Origin of the sequence: Butyrivibrio hungatei, from assembly GCF_001858005.1 — a bacterium.
In the GTDB taxonomy this organism is placed as follows: Bacteria; Bacillota; Clostridia; order Lachnospirales; family Lachnospiraceae; genus Butyrivibrio; species Butyrivibrio hungatei.
Genome location: NZ_CP017831.1, coordinates 3,007,880 through 3,030,138, shown reverse-complemented (window position 1 = coordinate 3,030,138; position 22,259 = coordinate 3,007,880). Strand labels below are relative to the sequence as shown.

Here is a 22,259-nt window from a genome sequence, read left to right as displayed (position 1 = left end):
TCACAAAAACACTTAATGGTTTGTATGGATCAAGGAGGTTATATGATCGATCAGGAAATGAAAAAGGCTGTTCTTGACAGCTTTGAGAAGGTTTATGGCAAAAATGAGAATGTTAAAGCATACTTTGCTCCAGGTAGAGTAAATCTTATTGGAGAACATACAGATTATAACGGTGGACACGTATTTCCATGTGCTCTCACTATTGGTACATATGGCGCAGCTGCCAAGAGAAATGACAAGAAGGTTCGTTTCTATTCAGTAAACCAGGAGAAGTTTGGTGTATATGAAGCAAATCTTGAGGATGCACTTAATCCTTCAGAGGCAGCAGGTTGGGTTAACTATCCTCTTGGTGTTATCTGGGCTTTTGAGAAGAGAGGAATGAAGCTTGATGCAGGTTTTGATATGGTCATCTACGGCAATATCCCTAACGGATCAGGCCTTTCTTCATCAGCTTCACTTGAGGTATTAACAGGATTCATCTTAAGAGATCTCTATGGATTTGACGTAACCAATCAGGATCTTGCTCTTATTGGTCAGTATTCAGAGAACAATTTCAATGGATGTAACTGCGGTATCATGGATCAGTTCGCTGTAGCAATGGGTAAAGAGAACAACGCTATCTTCCTTGACACAGCAGATCTTTCATTTGAGTATGCTCCAATCAAGCTTGATGGTGCCAAGATCATCGTTGCTAACACCAACAAGAAGCACAAGCTTACAGATTCTCAGTACAATGCTCGTCGTAGCATGTGCGAAGAAGCCCTTTCAATCCTTCAGAAGAAGCTTGATATCAAGGGACTCGGTGATCTTTCAATCGAGGAGTTTGAGGCAAACAAAGGGCTTTTAACAGATCCAGATATGCAGAAGAAGGCTAAGCACGCTGTATATGAGAATCAGCGTACAATCGAGGCTGTTAAGGTCCTTAAGGACGGAGATATCGCACGCTTTGGTGAGCTTATGAGACAGTCACACGAGTCACTTCGTGATGATTATGATGTAACAGGCGTTGAGCTTGATACACTTGCTGAGGAAGCTTGGAAGATCCCTGGAGTTATCGGTTCTAGAATGACTGGTGGTGGATTCGGTGGTTGCACAGTTTCTATTGTCAAAGACGAGGCTATTGAGAACTTCAAGAAGACTGTTGGCGAGAATTACCTTAAGAAGATTGGCTATGAAGCTACATTCTACACAGTAGAAATTGGAGCAGGTCCAGAAGTAATCTAATAAAACCATGGAGATTTGGAAATGAGTAATATTCAGGAGTCAGTAAATAAATTAGTGGCCTATGGTCTTGCCACAGGTCTTATTGAAAAAGAGGATGTTATCTATACTGTTAACTCTCTTTTGATCGCACTTGGACTTGATAGTGCTGATTATGTCAGTGCAGATATTGAGAAGCTTGCAGGGGAAGTACCTTCAGATGAGAAAGAGCTTGCTTCATATCTTGAAGCAGTTCTTAAGGATATGGACGACTTTGCAGCAGCAAATGGCCTTATTGAAAACGACAGCGTTGTATATAGAGATCTTTTTGATACAAAGCTTATGGGACTTATGGTTGAGAGACCAAGCGCTATTATCAGTAAGTTCCGCGCTAAATATGAAAAAGATCCTGTAGAAGCAACAGACTACTACTATAACTTATCCAAGAACAGCGATTACATCAGACGTTATCGTATTGCAAAGGATATGAAGTGGATCGCTCCTACTGAGTATGGTGATCTTGATATTACGATCAACCTCTCCAAGCCAGAAAAGGACCCTAAGGCTATTGCAGCAGCGCGCAACGCCAAGCAGTCAGGCTATCCTAAGTGTCAGCTCTGCTGGGAAAATGAGGGATATTCAGGACGTGTCGATCATCCTGCAAGAGAGAACCACAGAATCATTCCTGTAACAATTCAGGATTCAAAGTGGGGATTCCAGTATTCTCCATATGTTTATTACAACGAGCACTGCATCGTATTTAACTCACAGCATATTCCTATGAAGATCGAGCACAATACTTTCTGCAAGCTTTTTGATTTTGTTAAGCAGTTCCCACACTACTTTGTAGGATCTAATGCAGATCTTCCTATCGTAGGAGGTTCAATCCTTAGTCATGATCATTTCCAGGGCGGACATTATACATTCGCTATGGCCAAGGCTCCTGTAGAGAGAACATTTACAGTTAAGGGCTTTGAAGATGTTCAGAGCGGAATCGTTAAGTGGCCTATGTCTGTTATCAGACTTTCTGGTCCAGATACTGAGAGGATCATCGCTCTTGCAGATGTGATCCTTAATAAGTGGAGAGGATACACTGACGAAGCTGCATTTATCTTTGCAGAGACGGAAGGAACACCTCACAACACAATTACTCCTATTGCCAGAAAGCGCGGAGACAACTACGAGCTTGATCTGGTACTTAGAAACAATATCACAACTGATGAGCATCCACTTGGTGTATATCACCCACACGCTGAGCTCCATCATATCAAGAAAGAGAACATTGGTCTTATTGAGGTCATGGGACTTGCAGTACTTCCAGCAAGACTTAAGACTGAGATGGCTGACCTCAAAAAAGCAATCCTTGAGGGAGCAGATATCAGAAAAGATGAAGTTCTTGAGAAGCATGCAGACTGGGTAGATGCATTTAAGACTAAGTACGATGTGATAGATGAGAACAACATTGATGATATTATCCAGAAGGAAATCGGAGAAGTCTTCATGCATGTACTAGAAGATGCCGGAGTATATAAGAGAACAGCAGAAGGTCAGGCTGCATTTGATCGTTTTGTAAGTACACTTTGAATCTAAAAAAGCCGCAATAGAAATGCTCTATTGCGGCTTTTAGTTTTGATGAATATTTTAGAAAGTCACAAGAGGTGGTTTTTTCTTCTTTTCTTCAACTGGCACACCAAGAAGCTGGAGAATAGGTCTTTTGCTAAGGGAGTTAAGATTCTTGGCAATTGGAATAAGACCGTTTATCTTCTTTTCAATCTCTTCTTCACTAAACTCTAACTTGGTCTTGTAGATATCTACAAGAAGTCTGTAGGTTGCTGTTACGTCAGTTCTAGTCTTTACTGAGAACTCCAAAACCTTGGCAGCATCTTCGTAGCGGCCCTGATTGTAGAGGAGTTCGCCCCAGTTCTGGAGGGCACGTACTAGAGTGGTATAGTTCTGATCGTATTGAGTAAGAGCAGTTATGTTAGCTGTTCCATACTCGAGCTTTAAGTCTGTATTTGAAATGCCAGTAAAGTTGACTATCTTTTCGAAGGCCAATGCTTTCAGGTCATTTTCTGCATTCTGCAGTGCTTCATTGTCGCCTGCTGTATCAAAAGGGAGGAGATTGAACGGGATGTGAATATATTCAAGTCCTTCAAGGCTCTTTCTTCTGACTTCGTTTGATTTTCTTTCCCTTTCCCAGAAGTCTTCTTCCTTCTGTTCGACCTTTCTGGAAACGCGACGCATGCTGATATTGAAAAAGATTGCAAGTATAATGAAACTTGCTAAAAAGGGTAATTTCATCTATAATATCCTTTCAGTAAAAGTGGGTAATTTTTTTTATTTTCATCATAGCACAGAGGAAGCATTATGAAAAAATTTTTTGGAGGAATTTTTCTCCTTTTCTTATCAATCTTAGTATGCCCTGCTATAAATGTGCAGGCATCTGATAAGGGCACAATTGCAAATGGCGTATATATCGGTAACATTGATGTATCCGGTATGACAATTGCTGATGCAAATACCACTATCGAAGCTTATTTCCAGGAATTAAACAGCAGCGAACTTACATTATCAGCCGGTGAAGGCAAGACTATAACAGTTATGGCCTCAGATCTCGGCATTACATGGAATAATACAGACATAGCAGATGAAGCATATGCTCTTGGTCACGAAGGCAACATCGTTCAAAGATACAAAGCCATGAAGGACCTTGAGAGAAACAATCACAAGTTTGATATCGAGTATGGTTATAATGAAGAGGCTTTGCAGGATGTACTTGCAAAGTGCAGCAAGAATTTTGATCAAAAGACAGTAAACTATGGTCTTAAGAAGACTGAGAACGGTTTTGAAGTAACAGAAGGTCAGACAGGATACCTTGTGGATGTCGCAGAATCAGTAGGAATCATCAAGGACTTCATCAAAAATGACTGGAACGCAGACAATACAGTTATTCAGCTCTCTGTAAAAGAGGATGCTCCAAAAGGAAGCGCTGAAGAACTAGCTAAAGTTAGAGACGTACTTGGAACCTACACTACAAGCTACAGAACATCTGGAGCAGCTAGAAGTGCTAACGTAGCTAATGGATGTGCACATATCAATGGATCAACAATTTATCCTGGCGAGGAGTTTTCGGTTCTTGATACTATCACTCCTTTCACGGAAGCTAACGGATATTTCCCAGCAGGTTCATATCTTAACGGACTTGTAGTTGAGAGTGTTGGCGGCGGAATATGCCAGGTATCAACAACTCTTTATAACGCAGTACTTCTTGCTGAGCTTGAAGTAACGGAGAGACACAATCATTCAATGATCGTAACTTATGTAGAGCCTTCTGCAGATGCAGCTATTGCAGAGTCTGGCGGCAAGAACTTTAAGTTCGTAAACAGCACAGATGCTCCTATCTATATTGAAGGCTATACTACATCAGACAAGCATATTACATTTACTATCTATGGTGTTGAGACAAGAGATCCAGGCCATAAGGTAGAGTATAAGAGTGAAGTATTAGAGACAACACCTGCTTCTGCAGACCAGTATGTAACAGACCCATCTCAGTCACTTGGCTATGTGGGAACACAGTCAGCACACCTTGGATACAAGGCACAGCTCTGGAAGATCGTTACTGAAAATGGTCAGGAAGTAAGCAGAGAAGTTGTTAATAGTAGTACATACAAGATGGTTCCTAGAATTATCACAATAGGAACAGCTGGTGCCGATGAAAGCGCCATGGCCAAGATACAGACAGCTATCTCAACAGGAGATGTGGGAACTATCAAAGCTGTAGCAGGAGCCCTTGGAGCAGCTAGGAACGCTCAGGGTACTGAGAATGAAGCAGCGGCAGCACAGGCAGCTCAGGATGCTGTAGATGCAGCCAATCAGCAGCTTAGAGACCAGCAAGCTGCAGAGGAAGAGGAATTACAAGGATAATCAGAAACTGTAAACATTTGCTTAGAATATGGCGGTTATATGAGAATTGGCAAGATAACAGAGAATGCTCTCAAGCGTTCCATCATAAAGCTCATAAAAACTGAATCAAATAAAAAGACAAGCGCAGCTGTAGGGGCAGACTGCGCTTTTTCTGAATCTGAAAATAGTTTTTCTGCAACAGCAACTATTACGACAAACGTATCAAAGTGCGGATATTATGCTGTTATGAAGGCGACAAATTCTCTGATAGCCCAGGGAATAAAGCCTGACCATGTGGTAGTTAATATATTACTTGATAAAGATAGTGAAGAAGCAGTACTTAAAAAGATAGTAAGAGATGCCATAAGCGCATGCAATATAAATGACATAGCCTATGCAGGCGGCCATACAGAAGTTACAGAAGCTGTTACTAGACCAATAGTTACAGCAACCTGCGTAGGAACAGAGGTCATGATAAAGGATCTATACAAGAGTAAGCCCAAGGCGGGAGATGCACTTGTAGTTAGTAAGTGGATAGGCATGGAAGGTACAGCAATGCTAGCAGCTGAGAAACGAGCGGAGCTTGCTACCAAGTATCCAGAACCATTTATAGATGATGCAGAGGAGCTTTCCAAGCTCCTTGGAATAAATAGTGAGGCCGCAGTCGCCATGAAGTCCAGCGTCAGTGCGATTCACGATGTTTCCGGTGGCGGTATATATGCTGCACTTTGGGAAATGGGAGAACGCGCAGGAACTGGACTAAAAGTCGATTTAAAATGTATCCCGGTAAGACAGGAGACTATCGAAGTATGTGAGTTCTTTGAGATAAACCCATACGTCCTGACTTCAGGAGGAGCACTTTTATTTGCGACTGAGGACGGCGAGGCACTTGTAAGAGATTTAGAAGAGGCTGGAATTCCAGCAGTCATTGTTGGCTACCTTGAAAAGGGCAAAGACAAGATCATTACAAATCTTGATGAGGCCAGATTTTTGGAGATGCCACAGGCAGATGAGATACATAAGGTGCTTGGCTAATAGCTTTACCACAACATATTTAAAGGAGCGGTTATACACATGAGTACAAGAGAAGAAATTTTAAAGACAATTGAGAAAAACAGCCGTATCGATGTACATGAACTTAGCGTACTCCTTGGTGCGGAAGAGATAGAAGTAGCGAACGAGCTTAAAGCGCTTGAAGAAGAAGGTGTGATCTGCGGATATCACACAATGATAGACTGGTCCAAGACTTCGATCGAGAAGGTAAATGCCCTCATCGAAGTTAAGGTTACTCCAACAAGAGGACTTGGATTTGACAGCATTGCTGAGAGAATCTACAAGTATCCAGAGGTTACCAGCGTATACCTTATGAGCGGCGGATTTGACCTTATGGTAATCCTTGAAGGAAAGACTCTTCAGGAAGTAGCTGGATTTGTAAACAATAAACTTGCGACACTTGATACTGTTCTTAGTACAGCCACACATTTCATCCTTAAGAAATATAAGGACCACGGAACAATTCTTACTAAGAAGTATGAAGACACAAGGGAGATAATAACACCATGAGAAATCCAATAGGAAAGAAAGTAGTTGATATAAAGCCTTCTGGAATTCGAAAGTTTTTTGATATTGTTCAGGAAACCGAGGGTGCTATTTCCCTTGGTGTAGGTGAGCCTGACTTTGATACACCTTGGCACATCAGAGACGAGGGTATCTATTCACTTGAGAAGGGCAGAACCTTCTATACTTCCAATTCCGGATTAAAAGAGCTGAGACAGGAAATTTCAAATTATATCAAGAGAACACAGAATGTAGAATATGATCCATTAAAAGAGATATTCGTAACAGTAGGTGGATCTGAAGCAATTGATCTTGCACTTAGAGCGATGGTCGACGCAGGAGACGAGGTTCTTATTCCTCAGCCAAGCTACGTATCATACGAACCATGTGCTATTTTAGCTGATGCTGTTCCAGTTACAATTGAGCTTAAGGAAGAGAATCAGTTCAGACTTACAGCTGAAGAGGTTCTGGAGAAAGTAACGGATAAGACTAAGATATTAGTTCTTCCGTTCCCTAATAATCCTACAGGTGCTGTAATGACAAAAGAGGATCTGGAGGCAATTGCCAAGGTTGTCATTGAGAAAGATCTATTTGTAATATCTGATGAGATTTACGGAGAGCTTACATATAACGGAGAGCACGTTTCAATCGTTTCTATTCCTGGAATGAAGGAGAGAACTATCCTCATAAATGGTTTCTCCAAGGCCTATGCCATGACAGGCTGGAGGCTTGGATATGCCTGCGGACCAGAAGTCATCATGAAACAGATGGTCAAGATTCACCAGTTCGCTATCATGTGTGCTCCTACAACCAGTCAGTATGCGGCAGTAGAAGCTCTAAGAAATGGTGATGATGATGTTAAGATGATGCGTGAGCAGTACAATCAACGCAGAAGATATCTCTTAAATGAATTCGAAAGAATAGGTCTTACCTGTTTTGAACCATTTGGAGCGTTCTATGTATTTCCTTCTATCAAGAAGTTTGGTATGAGTAGTGACGAGTTCTGTACAAGACTTTTAAAGGAAGAAAAGCTTGCGGTAGTTCCAGGTACAGCATTCGGAGACTGTGGTGAGGGCTATATCAGAATATCTTACGCTTACTCACTTGATAATCTGAAGGCTGCAATGGAGAGACTTGAGAGGTTTATATCTAAGCTATAATGACACTAAAAAAGGAATGTCGTTTTCGACATTCCTTTTTGAATTCAAATAATTAATCCATACGTGAATCGTAGATATTACTCTCAAAGAACTTATTATATCCCTGCCAGCCTGGAGCTGTGATGTTTGCAAGAAGCTCTGTGAAGGTTTCCATCTTGGCGTCGGTGTTGTCTGCAAGGTTGAGAGCAACAGCTTCGATGATAGATGGCTTCTTTGGTGAACCATATTCATATTCGCCGTGGTGAGCCAGAATACAGTGCTGGAGCTCCTGTTTGAGGATCTCTGGGAAGCCATCGATCTGGCGAGCTTTCTCTCCGACCATCTCTGCGCCCATAACAATGTGTCCAAGGAACTGACCTTCATCTGTGTAGTCATTTACTGGGAAGAGGCTAAGCTCTTTGGTCTTACCGATATCGTGGCAGATAGCTGCTGTAAGGAGAAGGTCTCTTTTTAGAACCGGGTAAGACTTGCAGTAGTAATCACAGAGCTTAGTTACGCTAAGAGTGTGCTCTAAAAGTCCTCCGATAAAGCCGTGGTGTACAGTTTTGGCGGCGCTTGATTTACGGAATACATCAATAAATTTTTCATCGTGGATGAAGAACTCTTCAAGGAGCTTTTTGAGATATGGGTTCTCGATGGAACCGATTATTCCAAGGAGCTCTTTGTACATGTCATCGATGTTCTTGCTTGAAACAGGAAGGTAAAGGGATGGATCATACTCACCTTCGTGGCATTTTCTGGCGCGCTTAACGTTAACCTGGATCATGCCGTTGAAGCTTGTAACTTCACCAAAAACATCAATGTAATCTGTATCATCAAACTCGTCGATACCATCACTGTTAGGTTCCCAAACCTTTGCATCAACTGTGCCTGTCTTGTCCTGAAGAGTAACTGAATAGTACTCTTTACCATTCTTGGTAGTGGCACTGAGCTTGTGCTTGCACATGTAGATGTCAGCAATGCGATCGCCTGGTTTTAAATCTTTAATGAACTTCATTTAAAAAATCCTCGTTTCTAATACTTCTTTACTTGTCTGTTGTGGAGGCTGAGAGAGTTACTTCAATCTCAATATCGATGTACTCGTTTGGAGCCTGTCTCATAACAGTAATTGTAATTATATCATTAGGTTCGCAACCTGCAAGCTTGCTAACCAAATGTTCATAGGTATCAATAGGAGATCCGCCAAAAGATGTGATGATATCTCCGCTCTGTATGCCTGCGCGCATAGCTGGTGAACTCATTTCTGTCTGGGTTACATAAGCGCCGGCTGGAATTCCAAGGCTTTCCTGAATGTCGCTAGGAACTGTGGCGCCGTGGATGCCAAGGAATGCTCTGTCTTTTTGATTTGAAAGATCTTCGATAAGACCCTTTAGTTCAGTGATGCCGATTGCACTGATCTGGTTGGACATGTCTGATTGATTGTGTGACATATCAATGATTCCAATAACCTGTCCGTGAAGATTTATAAGTATACCAGTAGCTGATGCGCTTCCGTAGATGTCTGTTGTAAGGAGTTTGTAGTTTGTATCTACAAGGTTTATGGAGCTCTTTTCTGAAGTGATGATGCCGTAGGAAACTGAGTCCTGAACGCCTACAGGGCTACCAAGTGCAATAACAGGAGAGCCTGTAAGGTTACCACCTGCTGAGCTTCCAAGATCAGCTGGCCCAATAGTATTTCGTGTGTCCTGAGTAAGAGCAGCTCTTTTGACACAGATGACACCGAGCTTGGTGATGCTGTCCATAAGACAGAGGTCAGCATTGGTAGTTGCTCCGTCGCAGAAAGTTACGCGGATTGTCTCTGCACCTGAAACGGCAGTTGATGGAACAAGGATAAAGAGATTTGTTCCATTGTCAGCTACTATGAGACCTGATGTAGAACCGCTTGATTCATAGGAATCGCTGAACCAGTTAGTGTCATTTGAAAGAGCTGTGACACTTACAAGGCTAGGCTTAACGGCATCTGTTACGGACTTAAGTGACCTTACCATCTTGTTATAATCTGATGAGTCAAAGGAATAAGAAGCGATAGCCTGATCTATCTGATCCTTCTGGCTTTCTTCAAAGCTCTGGGCTTCGCTTGCAGCAATCTGATCATCATCAGCAAACATCTCCTCTGGAGTGAGCTCATCACTGGCAGATTCCTGTGGTAGTGTGACTGGATCAGGCTCTTTTTCTGGATAGAGCTTGTCACTAAAAAGTGGCTGCAATAAAAGGAAAGTAAGGCAGGCAACAAAACCAAATAGCACTGCCAAAGTGACAGTAATGATAGTGCGCCTTAAGAGCTTTTTCCTGTTAATAGGTCTTTGCTTTATCTTCTCACTAATAAAATCCGTATTAGCTAAATTTTCGTTTTTGTTTTCTTCTTGATTAGTTGGCATAGAATACCCCATCCCCATAAAACTACTTGATACATTTCAATATTATACCATAGTTCCCTAAATGCCCCTATCTTTTAAATGGTAACTACGCATAAGAAGTAGCAAAGAAACTCTTATGATGGTAAACTGTAATTTGGATGATTATGTAACTTTAGACACAGGAAAATAATTATGAATCAGAAAGCTTTACACGTACTTGAATACGGCAAGATTATTGAAAGACTTACAGAACATGCGACTTCAGAGCCAGGTAAGAGACTTTGCAGAGAGCTTGTTCCTTCATCTGATATAAAAGAGATCAGAAAGAATCAGGAAAAAACAAAGGATGCTATTTCAAGGATCTTTAAAAAAGGTAGCACAAACTTTGGCGACAATAAGGATTTTCAGGGAATATTAAAGGCACTCAAGATCGGAAGTGCGCTGGATATGGCAGCTCTTTTAAAGCTTGCAGCATTTCTTGATAACGTCAACAGAGTTAAGACTTACGGCAGACCTCAAAGGGATGATGAGGAGAGAGACTCTTTATCTGAATCTTTTGAGATGCTTGAGCCACTTACCTTTGTATCAGCTGAGATCAGAAGATGTATCATCTCAGAGGATGAGATGAGCTCTGATGCAAGCCCAGCCCTCAAGCATATCAGACGCGGAATGATGCTGACCAATGACAGGATCCACGAGCAGCTAGGCAAGATCATCAACGGATCAATGAGAACTTACCTTCAGGATACTGTAGTAACCATGCGTGGTGACAGATATTGTATCCCTGTAAGAGCTGAGTATAAATCTCAGATAAATGGTATTGTTCATGACCAGTCATCATCAGGATCTACACTTTTCATTGAGCCTCAGGCAATTGTTGAGCTCAACAATAAGTTAAGAGAAATGATCTTACAGGAAACAGCAGAGATCGAGAAAATCCTTGCTGAGCTCAGCCTCAAGGTTGCTGAGCACGTAGACTCTATCAAGTACAACGCAGATATTATGACTGACCTTGACTTTGTATTTGCCAAGGCTTCATATGCACTTGAGATAAATGCCATCACACCAGTATTTAACGAGCAGCATGCTTTTGATATCAAGAAGGGAAGACATCCTCTTATTGATAAAGACAAGGTTGTTCCTATCGATGTATACGCAGGTCGCGACTTTGACATGCTGATCATCACAGGACCTAACACAGGTGGTAAGACAGTTACTCTTAAGACAGTAGGTCTTTTGACCCTGATGGGACAAGCTGGTCTTGCAATCCCTGCAGGTGACAGGTCAGAACTTTCAGTGTTCACAGAAGTTTATGCAGATATTGGAGATGAGCAGAGTATTGAGCAGTCTCTTTCTACTTTCTCATCACATATGACTAATTGCGTCAGCATCCTTGAGAAGGCTGATGAGAATTCACTTTGCCTTTTCGATGAGCTTGGCGCAGGAACTGATCCTACAGAGGGCGCAGCTCTTGCTATATCTATCCTTAACGACCTCCATGAGAGGAAGATAAGGACAATGGCTACAACTCACTACAGCGAGCTTAAGGTATATGCCCTCAACACACCTGGTATCAAGAATGCCAGCTGTGAGTTTGACGTTGAGTCACTTAAGCCAACCTACAAGCTCCTTATTGGAATTCCTGGAAAGAGTAATGCCTTTGCGATCTCTTCCAAGCTTGGGCTTCCAGACAGGATCATAGAAGCTGCCAAGGAGCAGATTGGAACTGAGGACAAAAAGTTTGAGGATCTTCTTGCAGACCTTGAGAAGAGCCGTAAGACTATCGAGAGCGAGAGCCTTGAGATAGCTCAGTACAAAAAGGAAGTTGAAGAACTTAAGACTCAGCTTGAGGAAAAGACCTACAAGCTTGATAAACAAAGGGATGAGATCATCAGAAAGGCCAATGAAGAGGCGAGAGATATCCTTCAGGAAGCTAAGGATGTTGCTGATGAGACTATCAGGACCTTTAGAAAAGCGGGACCTGATGCTACAATGCAGGATCTGGAGAGAGCAAGGACCAGCGTTGGACAGAAGATCTCTGACAAGAATAAATCTATTTCCAAGAAGGTTGAAAAGCCAAAGGAGACACATCCTATTCTCAAAGAGTCTCAGCTTAAACTTGGAGAAACAGTCAAGATCGTGTCTATGGGGCTTAAGGGAACTATCAGTTCCAAGCCTGACAAGGATGGTTACCTCTTTGTACAGTGCGGTATCATGAGGACCAAGGCCAATATCAGAGATCTTGTGCTGGTGCAGGATGAAGATGGCAAGGCTGCCATGAAGAAGTTCTATGGTAGAAACACCAGTAGTAGCGGTGGCAAGATGGATCTTTCAAGGTCAGCTAATATCAGGACTGAGATCAATCTTATTGGCAAGAATTCAGATGATGCGCTTGCTGCACTTGATAAATACCTTGATGACGCCTATATGTCACACCTTAACAATGTAAGAGTTGTACATGGTAAGGGCGCAGGCATACTCAGACAGGCTGTTCATCAGTATCTTAAGGGTGTTCCTTACGTTAAGTCCTTCAAGCTTGGAGAATTTGGTGAAGGCGATGCAGGCGTGACAATAGTAACGTTTATAAAATAATATTTTGGGGGAAATTATGGCAACTAAGCAGAAGATATTAATTGTAGATGATGACAACAATATCGCAGAGCTCATATCTCTTTATCTGGTAAAAGAGTGTTTTGAGACCAAAATCTGCAACGATGGTGAGACTGCCATCAATACTTTCGATACATTTAAGCCAAATCTTGTACTCCTTGATCTGATGCTTCCTGGTATTGATGGATATCAGGTCTGCAGAGAGTTAAGGACAAGATCACAGGTGCCTATCATCATGCTTTCAGCCAAGGGCGAAGTATTTGATAAGGTTCTTGGCCTTGAGATGGGTGCTGATGACTACATGGAGAAGCCTTTTGATTCAAAAGAGCTGGTGGCTAGAGTAAAGGCAGTTCTTAGAAGATATAAGCCTCAGACTCAGGAAGCACCTGAATCTAACGATAAGGTTGTAAGATATCCTGATCTTGAGATCAACATGACAAACTACTCTGTTACATACATGGGTGAGAGAGTTGATATGCCACCAAAGGAACTGGAGCTTTTGTATTTCCTTGCAGCATCACCAAACCATGTTTTCACAAGAGAGCAGCTCCTTGATCAGATCTGGGGCTACGAATACATTGGAGATACTAGAACAGTCGACGTTCATATCAAGAGACTTCGTGAGAAGTTAAATGACCATGCAAGTTGGAGACTGGCTACAATCTGGGGAATCGGATACAAATTCGAGGTAATGGAGTAAATGAAGAGAACTCTCTATCTGAAGTTTCTCTTGGCGTACCTTTTGTTTGCCGTCTTTGGCTTTATAGTGGTTGCGACTTTCGTATATAGCATGACCTATGAGCGCATACGAAGAGATAAGACAGACAGCATGTATCAGGTTGCCACGCAGATTGCCAACACCTATGCGGCAGATTTGTACAACAGTGAAACTTCACTTGAAACAGTACACACTCAAATGGTTACATTGTCCAAGTATATGGATAATGAGCCCATATGGATAATAAACCCATCAGGAAGACTGGTTCTTGATTCATCAAGAAATCTTGGGCCTGGGGATGAGATAGTTATCAATGGCTTTGATCCTTCAGTTCTTGGAGGTTCATATTACACGACCGGCAATTTCTGGGACTCTTTTGACTCAGATGTGGTAAGTGTATTTGCACCTATAACGGCCAATTACAAGGTTCAGGCTTATGTAGTTATTCACGAACCTGTTTCTGATATTCAGGAGCAGGCCAATGAATTCCTTAACATATCCTACCTGATGCTGATAGTTCTTTTCCTACTGTCTCTTATCATCCTGATCTTCTTCACAGAGCTGGTATATATACCACTTCGCAAGATCACCAAGGCTACAGAGCAGTACGCAGCCGGCAATATGTCCTATGAGTTCTCTGTAGAATCAGAAGATGAGATGGGATATCTTGCGGCATCTCTGTCATATATGGCAGGCGAGATTGCAAGGCAGGAGGACGATCAAAAGAAGTTCATTGCAAATGTATCTCACGACTTCAGGTCGCCCCTTACATCTATCCGCGGCTATCTTGTGGCAATGCAGGATGGAACAATTCCTCAGGAGATGCATGAGAGATACCTTGGAATTGTCATTAACGAGACCGACAGACTTACCAAGCTCACCAACGAGCTTTTGACGCTTAACAACCTCAACACTAAGGGAATGCTTCTTGATAAATCTGATTTTGATATTAATCATGTCATCAGGAAAGTTGCAGAGTCTTTTGAGGGCACCTGCAGGAACAAGAAGATTGCAATCGAGCTGGTCCTTACTGATGACAAGATGCTGGTAAATGCTGACGTAGACAAGATTCAGCAGGTTCTTTATAACCTTGTTGATAATGCCATCAAGTTCAGCCATCACGATTCATCAATCAAGATCGAGACTACAGAGAAGCACAGCAAGGTGTTTGTGTCTGTTAAGGACAGCGGAATCGGAATTCCAAAAGAAGACCAGAAGCTTATCTTTGACAGATTCTACAAGTCGGATCTTTCAAGAGGTAAGGACAAGAAGGGTACAGGCCTTGGCCTTTCAATTGTAAAAGAGATCATAAAGGCCCACGAAGAGAACATCAACGTTATCAGCACAGCAGGTGTTGGTACAGAGTTTATCTTTTCTCTTCCAAAGTCAGCAGTTATGGATGCTGATGATGAGGAATAATAGTAATAAAGGAAGTTAGTTTAAGAATGCATATAGTTTTACATCAGCCTGAGATTCCACAGAATACTGGAAATATCGGAAGAACCTGTGTGGCAACAGGAACAAGTTTACATCTTATCGAGCCTTTGGGATTCAGACTCAATGAAAAAGAAATAAAGAGAGCCGGAATGGATTACTGGGAAAAGCTCGATGTCACAAGATATATAGACTACGAGGACTTCAAGGAAAAGCACCCAGGAGCCAAGATTTGGTACGCTACAACCAAGGCAAAGCGTTCATATACAGATGTTAGCTTTGGAATGGATGACTACATCATGTTTGGTAAGGAGAGCGCAGGAATTCCAGAGGAAATTCTGGTGGACAATGAAGAGAGCTGCATCAGAATTCCTATGGGACATGATATCAGGTCTTTAAACCTTTCTAATTCAGTTGCCATAGTTCTCTACGAAGCCCTTAGACAGAACGAATTCAAGGGACTTGAGACAGAGGGCGAGCTTCATAGGCTTCATTGGAAAGAGTAATGCAGGTAGGAATAAATGGGAAGTAAGAAAAAAGAAGATGTCAGGTACAGCAAAGATGAGCTTCTGACAGTAAACATCACAGATATAGGAAATGACGGAGAGGGCATAGGCAAGATTGACGGCTATACCCTCTTTATTAAGGATGCGGTAATTGGAGATACAGTAAGCGCCAAGATCATGAAGGCCAAGAAAAACTATGCCTATGCCCATCTTGAAAAGGTTATTGAGCCTTCAGAGTTTAGACAGGAAGCAAAGTGTCCTATCGCAAGGCAGTGCGGCGGATGCCAGCTTCAGAACATGACCTATGAGAGACAGCTTCAGTTCAAGCAGAATAAAGTAAGGAACAATATCGTAAGACTTGGAGGCTTTGATGGAGACTTTATCGATAGCATAACTGAGCCTATTATCGGCATGGATGAGCCATGGAGATATAGGAACAAAGCCCAGTACCCAATCGGAATTGACAAAAGTGGCAAACTTGTTGCCGGATACTATGCAGGCAGAACCCACAGTATCATACCTGTGGATGATTGCTATATTGGTATAAAAGAAAATAAGGCTATCCTTGATATTGTATTAAAACACATGGAAGAAAATGGGATCAAGGCTTATGATGAAGCTTCTGGAAAAGGTCTTGTAAGGCACGTGCTCATTAGAAAAGGCTTTACCAGCGGGCAGATTATGGTGTGCCTGGTTATCAACTACAGAGATGGTAAAAAAGATAAAAATGTGGATTACTTTCCAAATCAGAAAAAAATTGTGGATTCTCTCAGTAAAATTCCGGGCATGACAAGTATCTCTGTCAGCATCAATACCGAGAAGACAAATGTCATCATGGGCTACGAGATTCATACAATCTGGGGAAGAGACACAATATCAGACACTCTTTGCGGCCTTGATTTTGAGATATCACCTCTTTCCTTCTATCAGGTTAATCCTGTTCAGGCCCAGAAGCTCTATGAACAGGCAATCAGTTATGCTGGTCTATCAGGAAAAGAAACGGTTTGGGACCTCTACTGCGGAATTGGAACCATCACCTTATCTATGGCCAAGACAGCAGGACATGTATTTGGTGTAGAGATCATTCCTGATGCCATTGAAGATGCTAAAAGAAATGCCAAGAGAAATGGTCTTTCAAATGCAGACTTTTTCTGTGGTAAGGCAGAAGAAGTACTTCCAGAGTTTTACAAAAATGGCGGCTACGATGGAGTATCAAGTAATGAAGCACTTCACCCAGATGTCATTGTTGTGGATCCTCCTAGAAAGGGCTGCGATGAGAAGTGCCTTGAAACAATGCTCAAGATGCAGCCAGACAGGATCGTATATGTAAGCTGTGATTCTGCAACTCTTGCAAGAGACTTAAGGATACTAGCTGACGGCGGCTATGAGCTTAAGGCTGTCAGAGCCTGCGACATGTTCAGCTGGAGTGGGCATGTTGAGACGGTATGTTTATTGTCCAAACTCAAGGACGCTAAGCAACATGTAGAGATTGAAGTATCTCCGGAGAAGTGAAGTAGTAATAACGACAAAATTTATAATGTGGAAAAAAAGAGGCATTTCAAGATTTTTGAGGTGCCTCTTTTTTCATTGTAATAATAGGCTTAAATGTGACTATTATGTAGGTTTTTGGCGCCTTCCGTGTTATGATTATTAGTATATTTCAGAAGAAAAAAGTTTTGAATAATTGGGAATAAAGGGGAAACAATGGCATCAAGCATTATACATCTGGCTGTTACTAACGAGCTTATTAAGCACCATGCCTTCAAGGATGAGAATAGACTTAAGTTTGGGGCAATTCTTCCTGATGCGGGCAAAGGCAAAGCAGGTCATGTAAACAAGTTTATTTGGGGACGCAATAAAAAGTCTTATGATTTTGAATTCTTTAGAAATAAGTTCGGAGAGCTGATGAGGCAGGATGACTTATATCTTGGGTATTACCTTCATCTAGTTCAGGATATCTGTTACAGGCATTTTGTTTATGATAAGTATTATTGGAATCCAATGATTCCAGGTAATGTCGAGAAACTCCACAAAGATTATTCCATTATAAATTTCTATGTTGCTGAAAAGTATAATTTGAAGAACAACATTACCGTTCCGGTAAATTTTGATAGTGAGCCCATAAATGATCTTTGCTCATTCGATGTGAAATGGCTTATGGATTCTATGTATGGCTATTTCAAAGAAGTGGATGGAGAGATTTTCTTTTTTACGAAAGAAATGGCTGATGAATACATTTCCGAGGCAGTTGAGCTCTGCATAAGAGAACTGGATGCATTTATGAATGGTGGGAAGCTTATTGAGAGCTACGATAATGCTTGGGATAATAGAACTTACTCTCTTTTAGAGACTACGCTAAACACCAGGGATCTTGGCGGATACAGAATAGATGGAACAGAAAACTATACCAGGTATGGAAGACTTATAAGAAGTGACGTTGCTAATTATCCATCTGAAAAAGATATAGAGTTTTTGAAAAACACTGGCATTACAACCATAATCGATACCAGATCTTTGGATGAAAAAGAGAAAAAGCCCCATGGCCTTGCAGGGGTAGAAGGCTTTGAGTATTACGATATTCCTATTCCTGAAGGCAGTGGTATCCCAGAGAGCGTAGAAGCGGTTCCGGAGAGTTATTACAAAATCGCACATTCTGAAAACATAAGTAAAGTGTTCAAGACAATAGCAAATGCTAATTGGGGAGTTATGTTTAACTGTTCTGCGGGAAAAGACAGAACAGGTGTCAACAGTGCACTTATTTTGTGGCTCTGCGGTGTCAGAAAGAGTGATATCGTATATGATTATATGAGAACCAAGGAAAACAATAAAGAGCGCTTTGAACTTATACATAAAAACTTCCCTGATCTTGATATGAATATTGTGATCCCTAATGAAAATAATATGATTTATTTTATGAAAATGATAGAAGAGAGCCACGGGACAATAGAGGGGTATTTTTCTGCAATAGGCATTGGCAGTGATGAACAGGAAAAGATAAAAGAGAAGCTTACAAAATGAGGAAAATTATGACTAAAGCAGTGATATTCGACATGTTTGAGACTCTTGTTTCTATGTTTTCCGGTGATACATATTTTAGTGAGGACATGGCTCACGATATGAATCTTCAAATCGATGAGTATAAAAAGGCGTGGCACATCACAGAGCATGACAGGAGTAGTGGTAATTGTACAATCGAGGAAGGCATAAAAAGAACTCTTGAGATGCTTGACTGTTACAGTGAAGATGCGGTTACGTTGATAGCAGGTAAGCGCAGAAAGACCCTCGAGGGGATTTTTGAGCGAACTCCCAAGGAAACAATAGCTCTTTTACAGACGCTTAAAGACAAGGGGCTAAAAATAGGACTTATTAGCAACTGTTATTCTGATGAAGCAAAGGCTATCAGAGAAAGTGCTATTTTCCCATATTTGGATGTGGCAATGCTCTCCTATGAGCAGAGAATCACCAAACCGGATCCTGAGATTTATAAAAGAGCTATGGATGAACTTGGAGTTACAGCAGGTGAATGTCTGTATGTCGGTGATGGTGGTTCGAAAGAGCTATTTGCAGCAAGAGATCTTGGCATGAAAGCATTGCAGGCACAGTATTTTGCTGATCTTGCCTTTGAACCACATATTCCTTGCTATAAACTTGATGAATTCAATCATGCATATGCGCCTAATGATATTTTGAAATATCTTTAATACATGTTCAAAAGAAAGGAGTTTCCTATGGCAGACATAATTAAAATCGATGAAAAGACATACAGAATAGAAGACGGGATGGTCAGATTTTTCATTTTGATTGGGGAGAAAAAAGCGCTTCTTATAGACTCGGGCATGAATACTCCGGATGCAAAAGAAATAGCTAAATCCCTTACAGAACTTCCTTTGGAGCTTTTAAATACTCACGCTGATAGAGATCATATATCAGGAAACAGCTCTTTTGACAAATTTTACATGAATCTTGATGAACGAGAAAATCTGAGCATGAAAGGCGCAGAGCTTGTGGACCGAATAGTGCCGGTAAAAGAAGGGGACACCATTGATCTTGGAAATCGACTGCTTGAAATAATTGATAATCCAGGACATACTCCAGGCAGCATAGCAATACTGGATGTAAATGACAGAGTCCTGATAGGCGGAGATGCAATTCAGGATGGAAATATTTACATGTTTGGCAATCAGAGAAATATAAATGATTATGTTAAGAGTCTTATACATATTTTGGAATTTAAAGACCGCTTCGACATAGTGTATCCATCTCACGGAAGCTTCCCTGTAAGCCCAGACCTTATTGAACAGCTTATTAATGGAGCACAGTCGATAATTGATGGAACTGCTAACGGCGAAGATATGGAACTTTTTGGCAATCCGATCAAGCTATATAAGTTCCCTTATGCCGGATTCTATGGAGAGAGGTTACAAAGTCATCATACCTAAGGACTGCAATTCAACCAGTGATAATGATTACATGGATGCTGAGCCTACATACAAATACTATAATGAAATGATGTGGCCTGGCAGATTTGCGAAGTGTATTGATACAAACGAGGTTTTTAATGTATGAGTTTTGTTCAAGAATCATGTGCCATGGTTGTGTAGATAATGATCTTGACTCTGCCCTAAGGGCATCCTTTATCATGTGCTATGTGGACCTATTATTATCAAATTTGGAGGATGTTTATGAAATTCAAGTACTGTGCTGAATGTGGACATGCATTGGAGGATATAAAACTTGGTGATGATGAATGCAAGATATGCCCGTCTTGTAAAAGAATATACGGAAATAATCCACTTCCTGTTGTAGAAGTGTTGGTTGTCAATGAGTATAATGAGATCCTGCTTCTTAAGCAAAACTATATTTCTGAAGACAAATGGACTGTAGTATCGGGATATATGGTCGAAGGCGAAACTATAGAGGAAGCAGTGGCAAGGGAAGTTAAGGAAGAGACGGGACAGATAGTAACAAAATGGCAGTATGTATCAAGCTATTATTTTGAGCCCAAGGGGCTTATTATGATAGGCTTCATCGTATATGTAAAAAAAGCACCTTTTGCAGAATCTAATGAAGTAGATGACCACAAGTGGTATAAAATCCATGAGATAGAAAACGTGATTGCCAGAGAAAACAATTGCTCCGGAATGCATTTTGATATGTGCAAAAAGTTTTTGAGAAAGTATCCAACAAGAGATGAGGCAGAAAGGCTATTGCTTGATGCCCAAAAAGATAACCCGGGAAAGTGGGTAGATCATAGCAGAGTAACTGCCCATTGTGCAGAAAAGATAGCCATGCACTGCGGAATGGATGCTGACAAAGCTTATGTTTTAGGCCTACTTCATGATATAGGTAGGAAGTTTGGTGTATTTCACTTAAGACATGTATCAGAAGGATATAAATACATGTTATCTCTAGGTTATGAGGATGTTGCCAGAATCTGTCTCACCCATTCTTTTAATCAGGATAAAATAGAGGCTTACGTAGGAAACTTCGATGCTTCTGAAGAAGACACAGAAATGATTCGTGTTAACCTAAAAAAAACAGTGCAGGATGATTATGATAAGCTCATCCAGCTCTGCGACGCAATTGCAGGTGCTGAAGGCGTTATGGACATCGTTGATAGAATGAACGATGTTAAAAGCCGCTACGGCTCATATGATCCGGATAAATGGCAGACTAATCTTGATCTTAAAGAATATTTTGAGAAAAAGATGGGCATTGATTTATATGTTGCTGTTGATAAAGAAAAATATAAACCTTACTAGCATGAAATATTTGACAAAAACAAACACATATTCTATATTAGAGACGTGCTTATTATACCCAAAAATCGGAAAAAGGTAATTTAATAGAAATTGATTAAAAGCTCAAACTCCTTGTGGTTTGGGCTTTTTTTATTGCTTCAAAAGAATTTCGAATTTGTTATTTCACTTAAAAAAGCTATTTCATGGGTGAACTATGGGGCAAAATTTCCCGATTTTTCATTGTAATAATCACCAAATCTATTTATGGAAATCTAACAAAAATAAGGGAGGACTTACGCTTATGAGGGGACCATAGTAATTGTGGATAACTTGGTACTGCGTGTCTAAAACAGACTACTGTGTTCCGATATGGACATGCTAGAAGTCTGAAAAACAGAATTCTGGAAATGTCCAATGGACAAGTCTAGAAGTGTTTAAAAGACAACGTAATAAGACTGAGTATAACAAAACTGAAATTAATTAAACTAATCTTATCTTATCAGGAGATATGGATGGGATGAGGATAGGAACACTACCAATTGAAAACATTTTTATAGGCGCCGACTTATAGTCAGAAAAAGACTGTAGGTATGGCGCTTTTTCTATGCCTGAGAGGAGGAAGGAATAAATGAAAGAATATGTAGATGGTATTTATATTAAGCTAAAGCCAAACGAGAGGGAGCTGATAAAAAGTAGGATGAAGGAAGCAGGCATTATAAATATGTCAGCTTATATTCGAAAAATGGCTATCGATGGTTATGTGATACGTCTGGACCTTAGCGAACTAAATGAGGTTATAAGACTATTTCGGATAACTTCCAACAACATCAACCAATATGCAAAAAAAGCAAATGAAACCGGCAGCATTTACCTGAATGATATTAAAGACATACAGGAAGGCCAGGAGGAGTTATGCCAATTGCTAAAAGGAATTATGCGGAAACTTGCAAAAATATAGCTTTAACTGCTCCGAGCAAAGCGAGGTTCTGAGGGCTTGGGGCATACTCCCCAACAAGCAAAAATGCATCCGGTATATACCGATGCCCTGCTTGCGCAAATTATACCGAATT

Annotated in this window: 20 protein-coding genes; 17 read left to right on the top strand and 3 right to left on the bottom strand. The window is 41.0% G+C overall.

The genetic code is table 11. The annotated features are described in order from the left end of the window. The first annotated feature begins 42 nt into the window (after window positions 1-42). Both bhn_RS14045 and galT read left to right on the top strand, forming a co-directional pair. Window positions 43-1,224, top strand: coding sequence for a galactokinase (locus bhn_RS14045; RefSeq protein WP_083386024.1), 1,182 nt, complete (start codon window positions 43-45; stop codon window positions 1,222-1,224). A 21-nt stretch (window positions 1,225-1,245) separates the two neighbouring features. After that, window positions 1,246-2,784, top strand: coding sequence for a UDP-glucose--hexose-1-phosphate uridylyltransferase (gene galT, locus bhn_RS14040; RefSeq protein ID WP_071177276.1), 1,539 nt, complete (start codon window positions 1,246-1,248; stop codon window positions 2,782-2,784). 57 nt (window positions 2,785-2,841) lie between these two features. On the opposite strand, the gene bhn_RS14035 is transcribed toward galT, so the two are convergent. Further along, the gene (locus bhn_RS14035; protein ID WP_071177275.1) at window positions 2,842-3,501 is read right to left on the bottom strand and encodes a tol-pal system YbgF family protein; all 660 of its coding nucleotides are present in this window, start codon (window positions 3,499-3,501) and stop codon (window positions 2,842-2,844) included. Between the two features lie 66 nt (window positions 3,502-3,567). On the opposite strand from bhn_RS14035, the gene bhn_RS14030 reads away from it, so the two are divergent. From bhn_RS14030 to bhn_RS14015, 4 genes are read left to right on the top strand one after another with little or no spacing between them, the layout of a single operon-like run. After that, entirely contained in the window at window positions 3,568-5,127 is a 1,560-nt protein-coding gene (locus bhn_RS14030; protein ID WP_071177274.1) for a VanW family protein, read from the top strand. A gap of 39 nt (window positions 5,128-5,166) precedes the next feature. Then, window positions 5,167-6,141 (top strand): AIR synthase-related protein, encoded by a 975-nt coding sequence (locus tag bhn_RS14025; RefSeq protein WP_071177273.1) that lies wholly within the window; start codon window positions 5,167-5,169, stop codon window positions 6,139-6,141. Between the two features lie 39 nt (window positions 6,142-6,180). Then, a complete protein-coding gene (locus bhn_RS14020; RefSeq protein ID WP_071177272.1) occupies window positions 6,181-6,669 on the top strand; it encodes an Lrp/AsnC family transcriptional regulator in 489 nt (162 codons plus the stop codon). Continuing rightward, window positions 6,666-7,823: a pyridoxal phosphate-dependent aminotransferase gene (locus bhn_RS14015; protein ID WP_071177271.1), complete on the top strand. Its 1,158-nt coding sequence runs from the start codon at window positions 6,666-6,668 to the stop codon at window positions 7,821-7,823. The genes bhn_RS14020 and bhn_RS14015 overlap by 4 nt, the downstream gene beginning before the upstream one ends. Before the next feature lie 52 nt (window positions 7,824-7,875). Here the strand turns inward: bhn_RS14015 and bhn_RS14010 are convergent, their stop codons facing one another. Together bhn_RS14010 and bhn_RS14005 are read right to left on the bottom strand one after the other, a co-directional pair. Beyond that, window positions 7,876-8,820, bottom strand: coding sequence for a 3'-5' exoribonuclease YhaM family protein (locus bhn_RS14010; protein WP_071177270.1), 945 nt, complete (start codon window positions 8,818-8,820; stop codon window positions 7,876-7,878). 28 nt (window positions 8,821-8,848) lie between these two features. After that, window positions 8,849-10,201 carry a S1C family serine protease gene (locus tag bhn_RS14005; protein ID WP_071177269.1) on the bottom strand — a complete coding sequence of 451 codons (1,353 nt, stop codon included), beginning with the start codon at window positions 10,199-10,201 and terminating at the stop codon, window positions 8,849-8,851. Window positions 10,202-10,372: 171 nt separating this feature from the next. Here bhn_RS14005 and bhn_RS14000 point away from each other — a divergent pair, with 171 nt between their 5' ends. From bhn_RS14000 to bhn_RS13955, 11 genes are all read left to right on the top strand, one after another. Further along, the gene (locus bhn_RS14000; protein WP_071177268.1) at window positions 10,373-12,772 is read left to right on the top strand and encodes an endonuclease MutS2; all 2,400 of its coding nucleotides are present in this window, start codon (window positions 10,373-10,375) and stop codon (window positions 12,770-12,772) included. Window positions 12,773-12,788: 16 nt separating this feature from the next. Next, on the top strand, window positions 12,789-13,490 hold the full coding sequence (locus bhn_RS13995; RefSeq protein ID WP_071177267.1) for a response regulator transcription factor: 702 nt from the start codon (window positions 12,789-12,791) through the stop codon (window positions 13,488-13,490). After that, window positions 13,491-14,927, top strand: a complete 1,437-nt coding sequence (locus bhn_RS13990) for a HAMP domain-containing sensor histidine kinase (protein ID WP_071177266.1) — start codon at window positions 13,491-13,493, stop codon at window positions 14,925-14,927. Window positions 14,928-14,953: 26 nt separating this feature from the next. Then, a complete protein-coding gene (gene trmL / locus bhn_RS13985) occupies window positions 14,954-15,448 on the top strand; it encodes a tRNA (uridine(34)/cytosine(34)/5-carboxymethylaminomethyluridine(34)-2'-O)-methyltransferase TrmL (RefSeq protein WP_071177265.1) in 495 nt (164 codons plus the stop codon). A gap of 15 nt (window positions 15,449-15,463) precedes the next feature. Beyond that, window positions 15,464-16,960 carry a 23S rRNA (uracil(1939)-C(5))-methyltransferase RlmD gene (gene rlmD, locus bhn_RS13980; RefSeq protein WP_071177264.1) on the top strand — a complete coding sequence of 499 codons (1,497 nt, stop codon included), beginning with the start codon at window positions 15,464-15,466 and terminating at the stop codon, window positions 16,958-16,960. Window positions 16,961-17,152: 192 nt separating this feature from the next. Then, window positions 17,153-18,466 carry a tyrosine-protein phosphatase gene (locus bhn_RS15510; protein WP_083386020.1) on the top strand — a complete coding sequence of 438 codons (1,314 nt, stop codon included), beginning with the start codon at window positions 17,153-17,155 and terminating at the stop codon, window positions 18,464-18,466. Window positions 18,467-18,474: 8 nt separating this feature from the next. Further along, window positions 18,475-19,149 (top strand): HAD family hydrolase, encoded by a 675-nt coding sequence (locus bhn_RS13970; protein ID WP_071177263.1) that lies wholly within the window; start codon window positions 18,475-18,477, stop codon window positions 19,147-19,149. Between the two features lie 27 nt (window positions 19,150-19,176). Continuing rightward, window positions 19,177-19,887, top strand: a complete 711-nt coding sequence (locus tag bhn_RS13965) for an MBL fold metallo-hydrolase (protein ID WP_071177262.1) — start codon at window positions 19,177-19,179, stop codon at window positions 19,885-19,887. Further along, entirely contained in the window at window positions 19,844-20,014 is a 171-nt protein-coding gene (locus tag bhn_RS15505; protein ID WP_236845935.1) for an amidase, read from the top strand. Before bhn_RS13965 ends, bhn_RS15505 begins: the two co-directional genes overlap by 44 nt. A gap of 116 nt (window positions 20,015-20,130) precedes the next feature. Then, entirely contained in the window at window positions 20,131-21,210 is a 1,080-nt protein-coding gene (locus tag bhn_RS15975; protein WP_083386015.1) for an NUDIX domain-containing protein, read from the top strand. 607 nt (window positions 21,211-21,817) lie between these two features. Further along, window positions 21,818-22,147: a plasmid mobilization protein gene (locus bhn_RS13955; RefSeq protein WP_071177261.1), complete on the top strand. Its 330-nt coding sequence runs from the start codon at window positions 21,818-21,820 to the stop codon at window positions 22,145-22,147. The last annotated feature ends 112 nt before the right edge of the window (window positions 22,148-22,259 follow it).

Excerpts from the sequence above, each read along its gene's own strand:
- bhn_RS14015 (WP_071177271.1), top strand. The coding sequence starts at position 6,666 with ATGAGAAATCCAATAGGAAAGAAAGTAGTTGATATAAAGCCTTCTGGA.
- bhn_RS14005 (WP_071177269.1), bottom strand. The coding sequence starts at position 10,201 with ATGCCAACTAATCAAGAAGAAAACAAAAACGAAAATTTAGCTAATACG.
- galT (WP_071177276.1), top strand. The coding sequence starts at position 1,246 with ATGAGTAATATTCAGGAGTCAGTAAATAAATTAGTGGCCTATGGTCTT.
- bhn_RS13965 (WP_071177262.1), top strand. The coding sequence starts at position 19,177 with ATGGCAGACATAATTAAAATCGATGAAAAGACATACAGAATAGAAGAC.
- bhn_RS15510 (WP_083386020.1), top strand. The coding sequence starts at position 17,153 with ATGGCATCAAGCATTATACATCTGGCTGTTACTAACGAGCTTATTAAG.
- bhn_RS14025 (WP_071177273.1), top strand. The coding sequence starts at position 5,167 with ATGAGAATTGGCAAGATAACAGAGAATGCTCTCAAGCGTTCCATCATA.
- bhn_RS15505 (WP_236845935.1), top strand. The coding sequence starts at position 19,844 with ATGCCGGATTCTATGGAGAGAGGTTACAAAGTCATCATACCTAAGGAC.
- bhn_RS14030 (WP_071177274.1), top strand. The coding sequence starts at position 3,568 with ATGAAAAAATTTTTTGGAGGAATTTTTCTCCTTTTCTTATCAATCTTA.
- bhn_RS13995 (WP_071177267.1), top strand. The coding sequence starts at position 12,789 with ATGGCAACTAAGCAGAAGATATTAATTGTAGATGATGACAACAATATC.
- bhn_RS14010 (WP_071177270.1), bottom strand. The coding sequence starts at position 8,820 with ATGAAGTTCATTAAAGATTTAAAACCAGGCGATCGCATTGCTGACATC.
- bhn_RS13955 (WP_071177261.1), top strand. The coding sequence starts at position 21,818 with ATGAAAGAATATGTAGATGGTATTTATATTAAGCTAAAGCCAAACGAG.
- bhn_RS14000 (WP_071177268.1), top strand. The coding sequence starts at position 10,373 with ATGAATCAGAAAGCTTTACACGTACTTGAATACGGCAAGATTATTGAA.
- rlmD (WP_071177264.1), top strand. The coding sequence starts at position 15,464 with ATGGGAAGTAAGAAAAAAGAAGATGTCAGGTACAGCAAAGATGAGCTT.
- bhn_RS15975 (WP_083386015.1), top strand. The coding sequence starts at position 20,131 with ATGAAATTCAAGTACTGTGCTGAATGTGGACATGCATTGGAGGATATA.
- trmL (WP_071177265.1), top strand. The coding sequence starts at position 14,954 with ATGCATATAGTTTTACATCAGCCTGAGATTCCACAGAATACTGGAAAT.
- bhn_RS14035 (WP_071177275.1), bottom strand. The coding sequence starts at position 3,501 with ATGAAATTACCCTTTTTAGCAAGTTTCATTATACTTGCAATCTTTTTC.
- bhn_RS13970 (WP_071177263.1), top strand. The coding sequence starts at position 18,475 with ATGACTAAAGCAGTGATATTCGACATGTTTGAGACTCTTGTTTCTATG.
- bhn_RS14045 (WP_083386024.1), top strand. The coding sequence starts at position 43 with ATGATCGATCAGGAAATGAAAAAGGCTGTTCTTGACAGCTTTGAGAAG.
- bhn_RS14020 (WP_071177272.1), top strand. The coding sequence starts at position 6,181 with ATGAGTACAAGAGAAGAAATTTTAAAGACAATTGAGAAAAACAGCCGT.
- bhn_RS13990 (WP_071177266.1), top strand. The coding sequence starts at position 13,491 with ATGAAGAGAACTCTCTATCTGAAGTTTCTCTTGGCGTACCTTTTGTTT.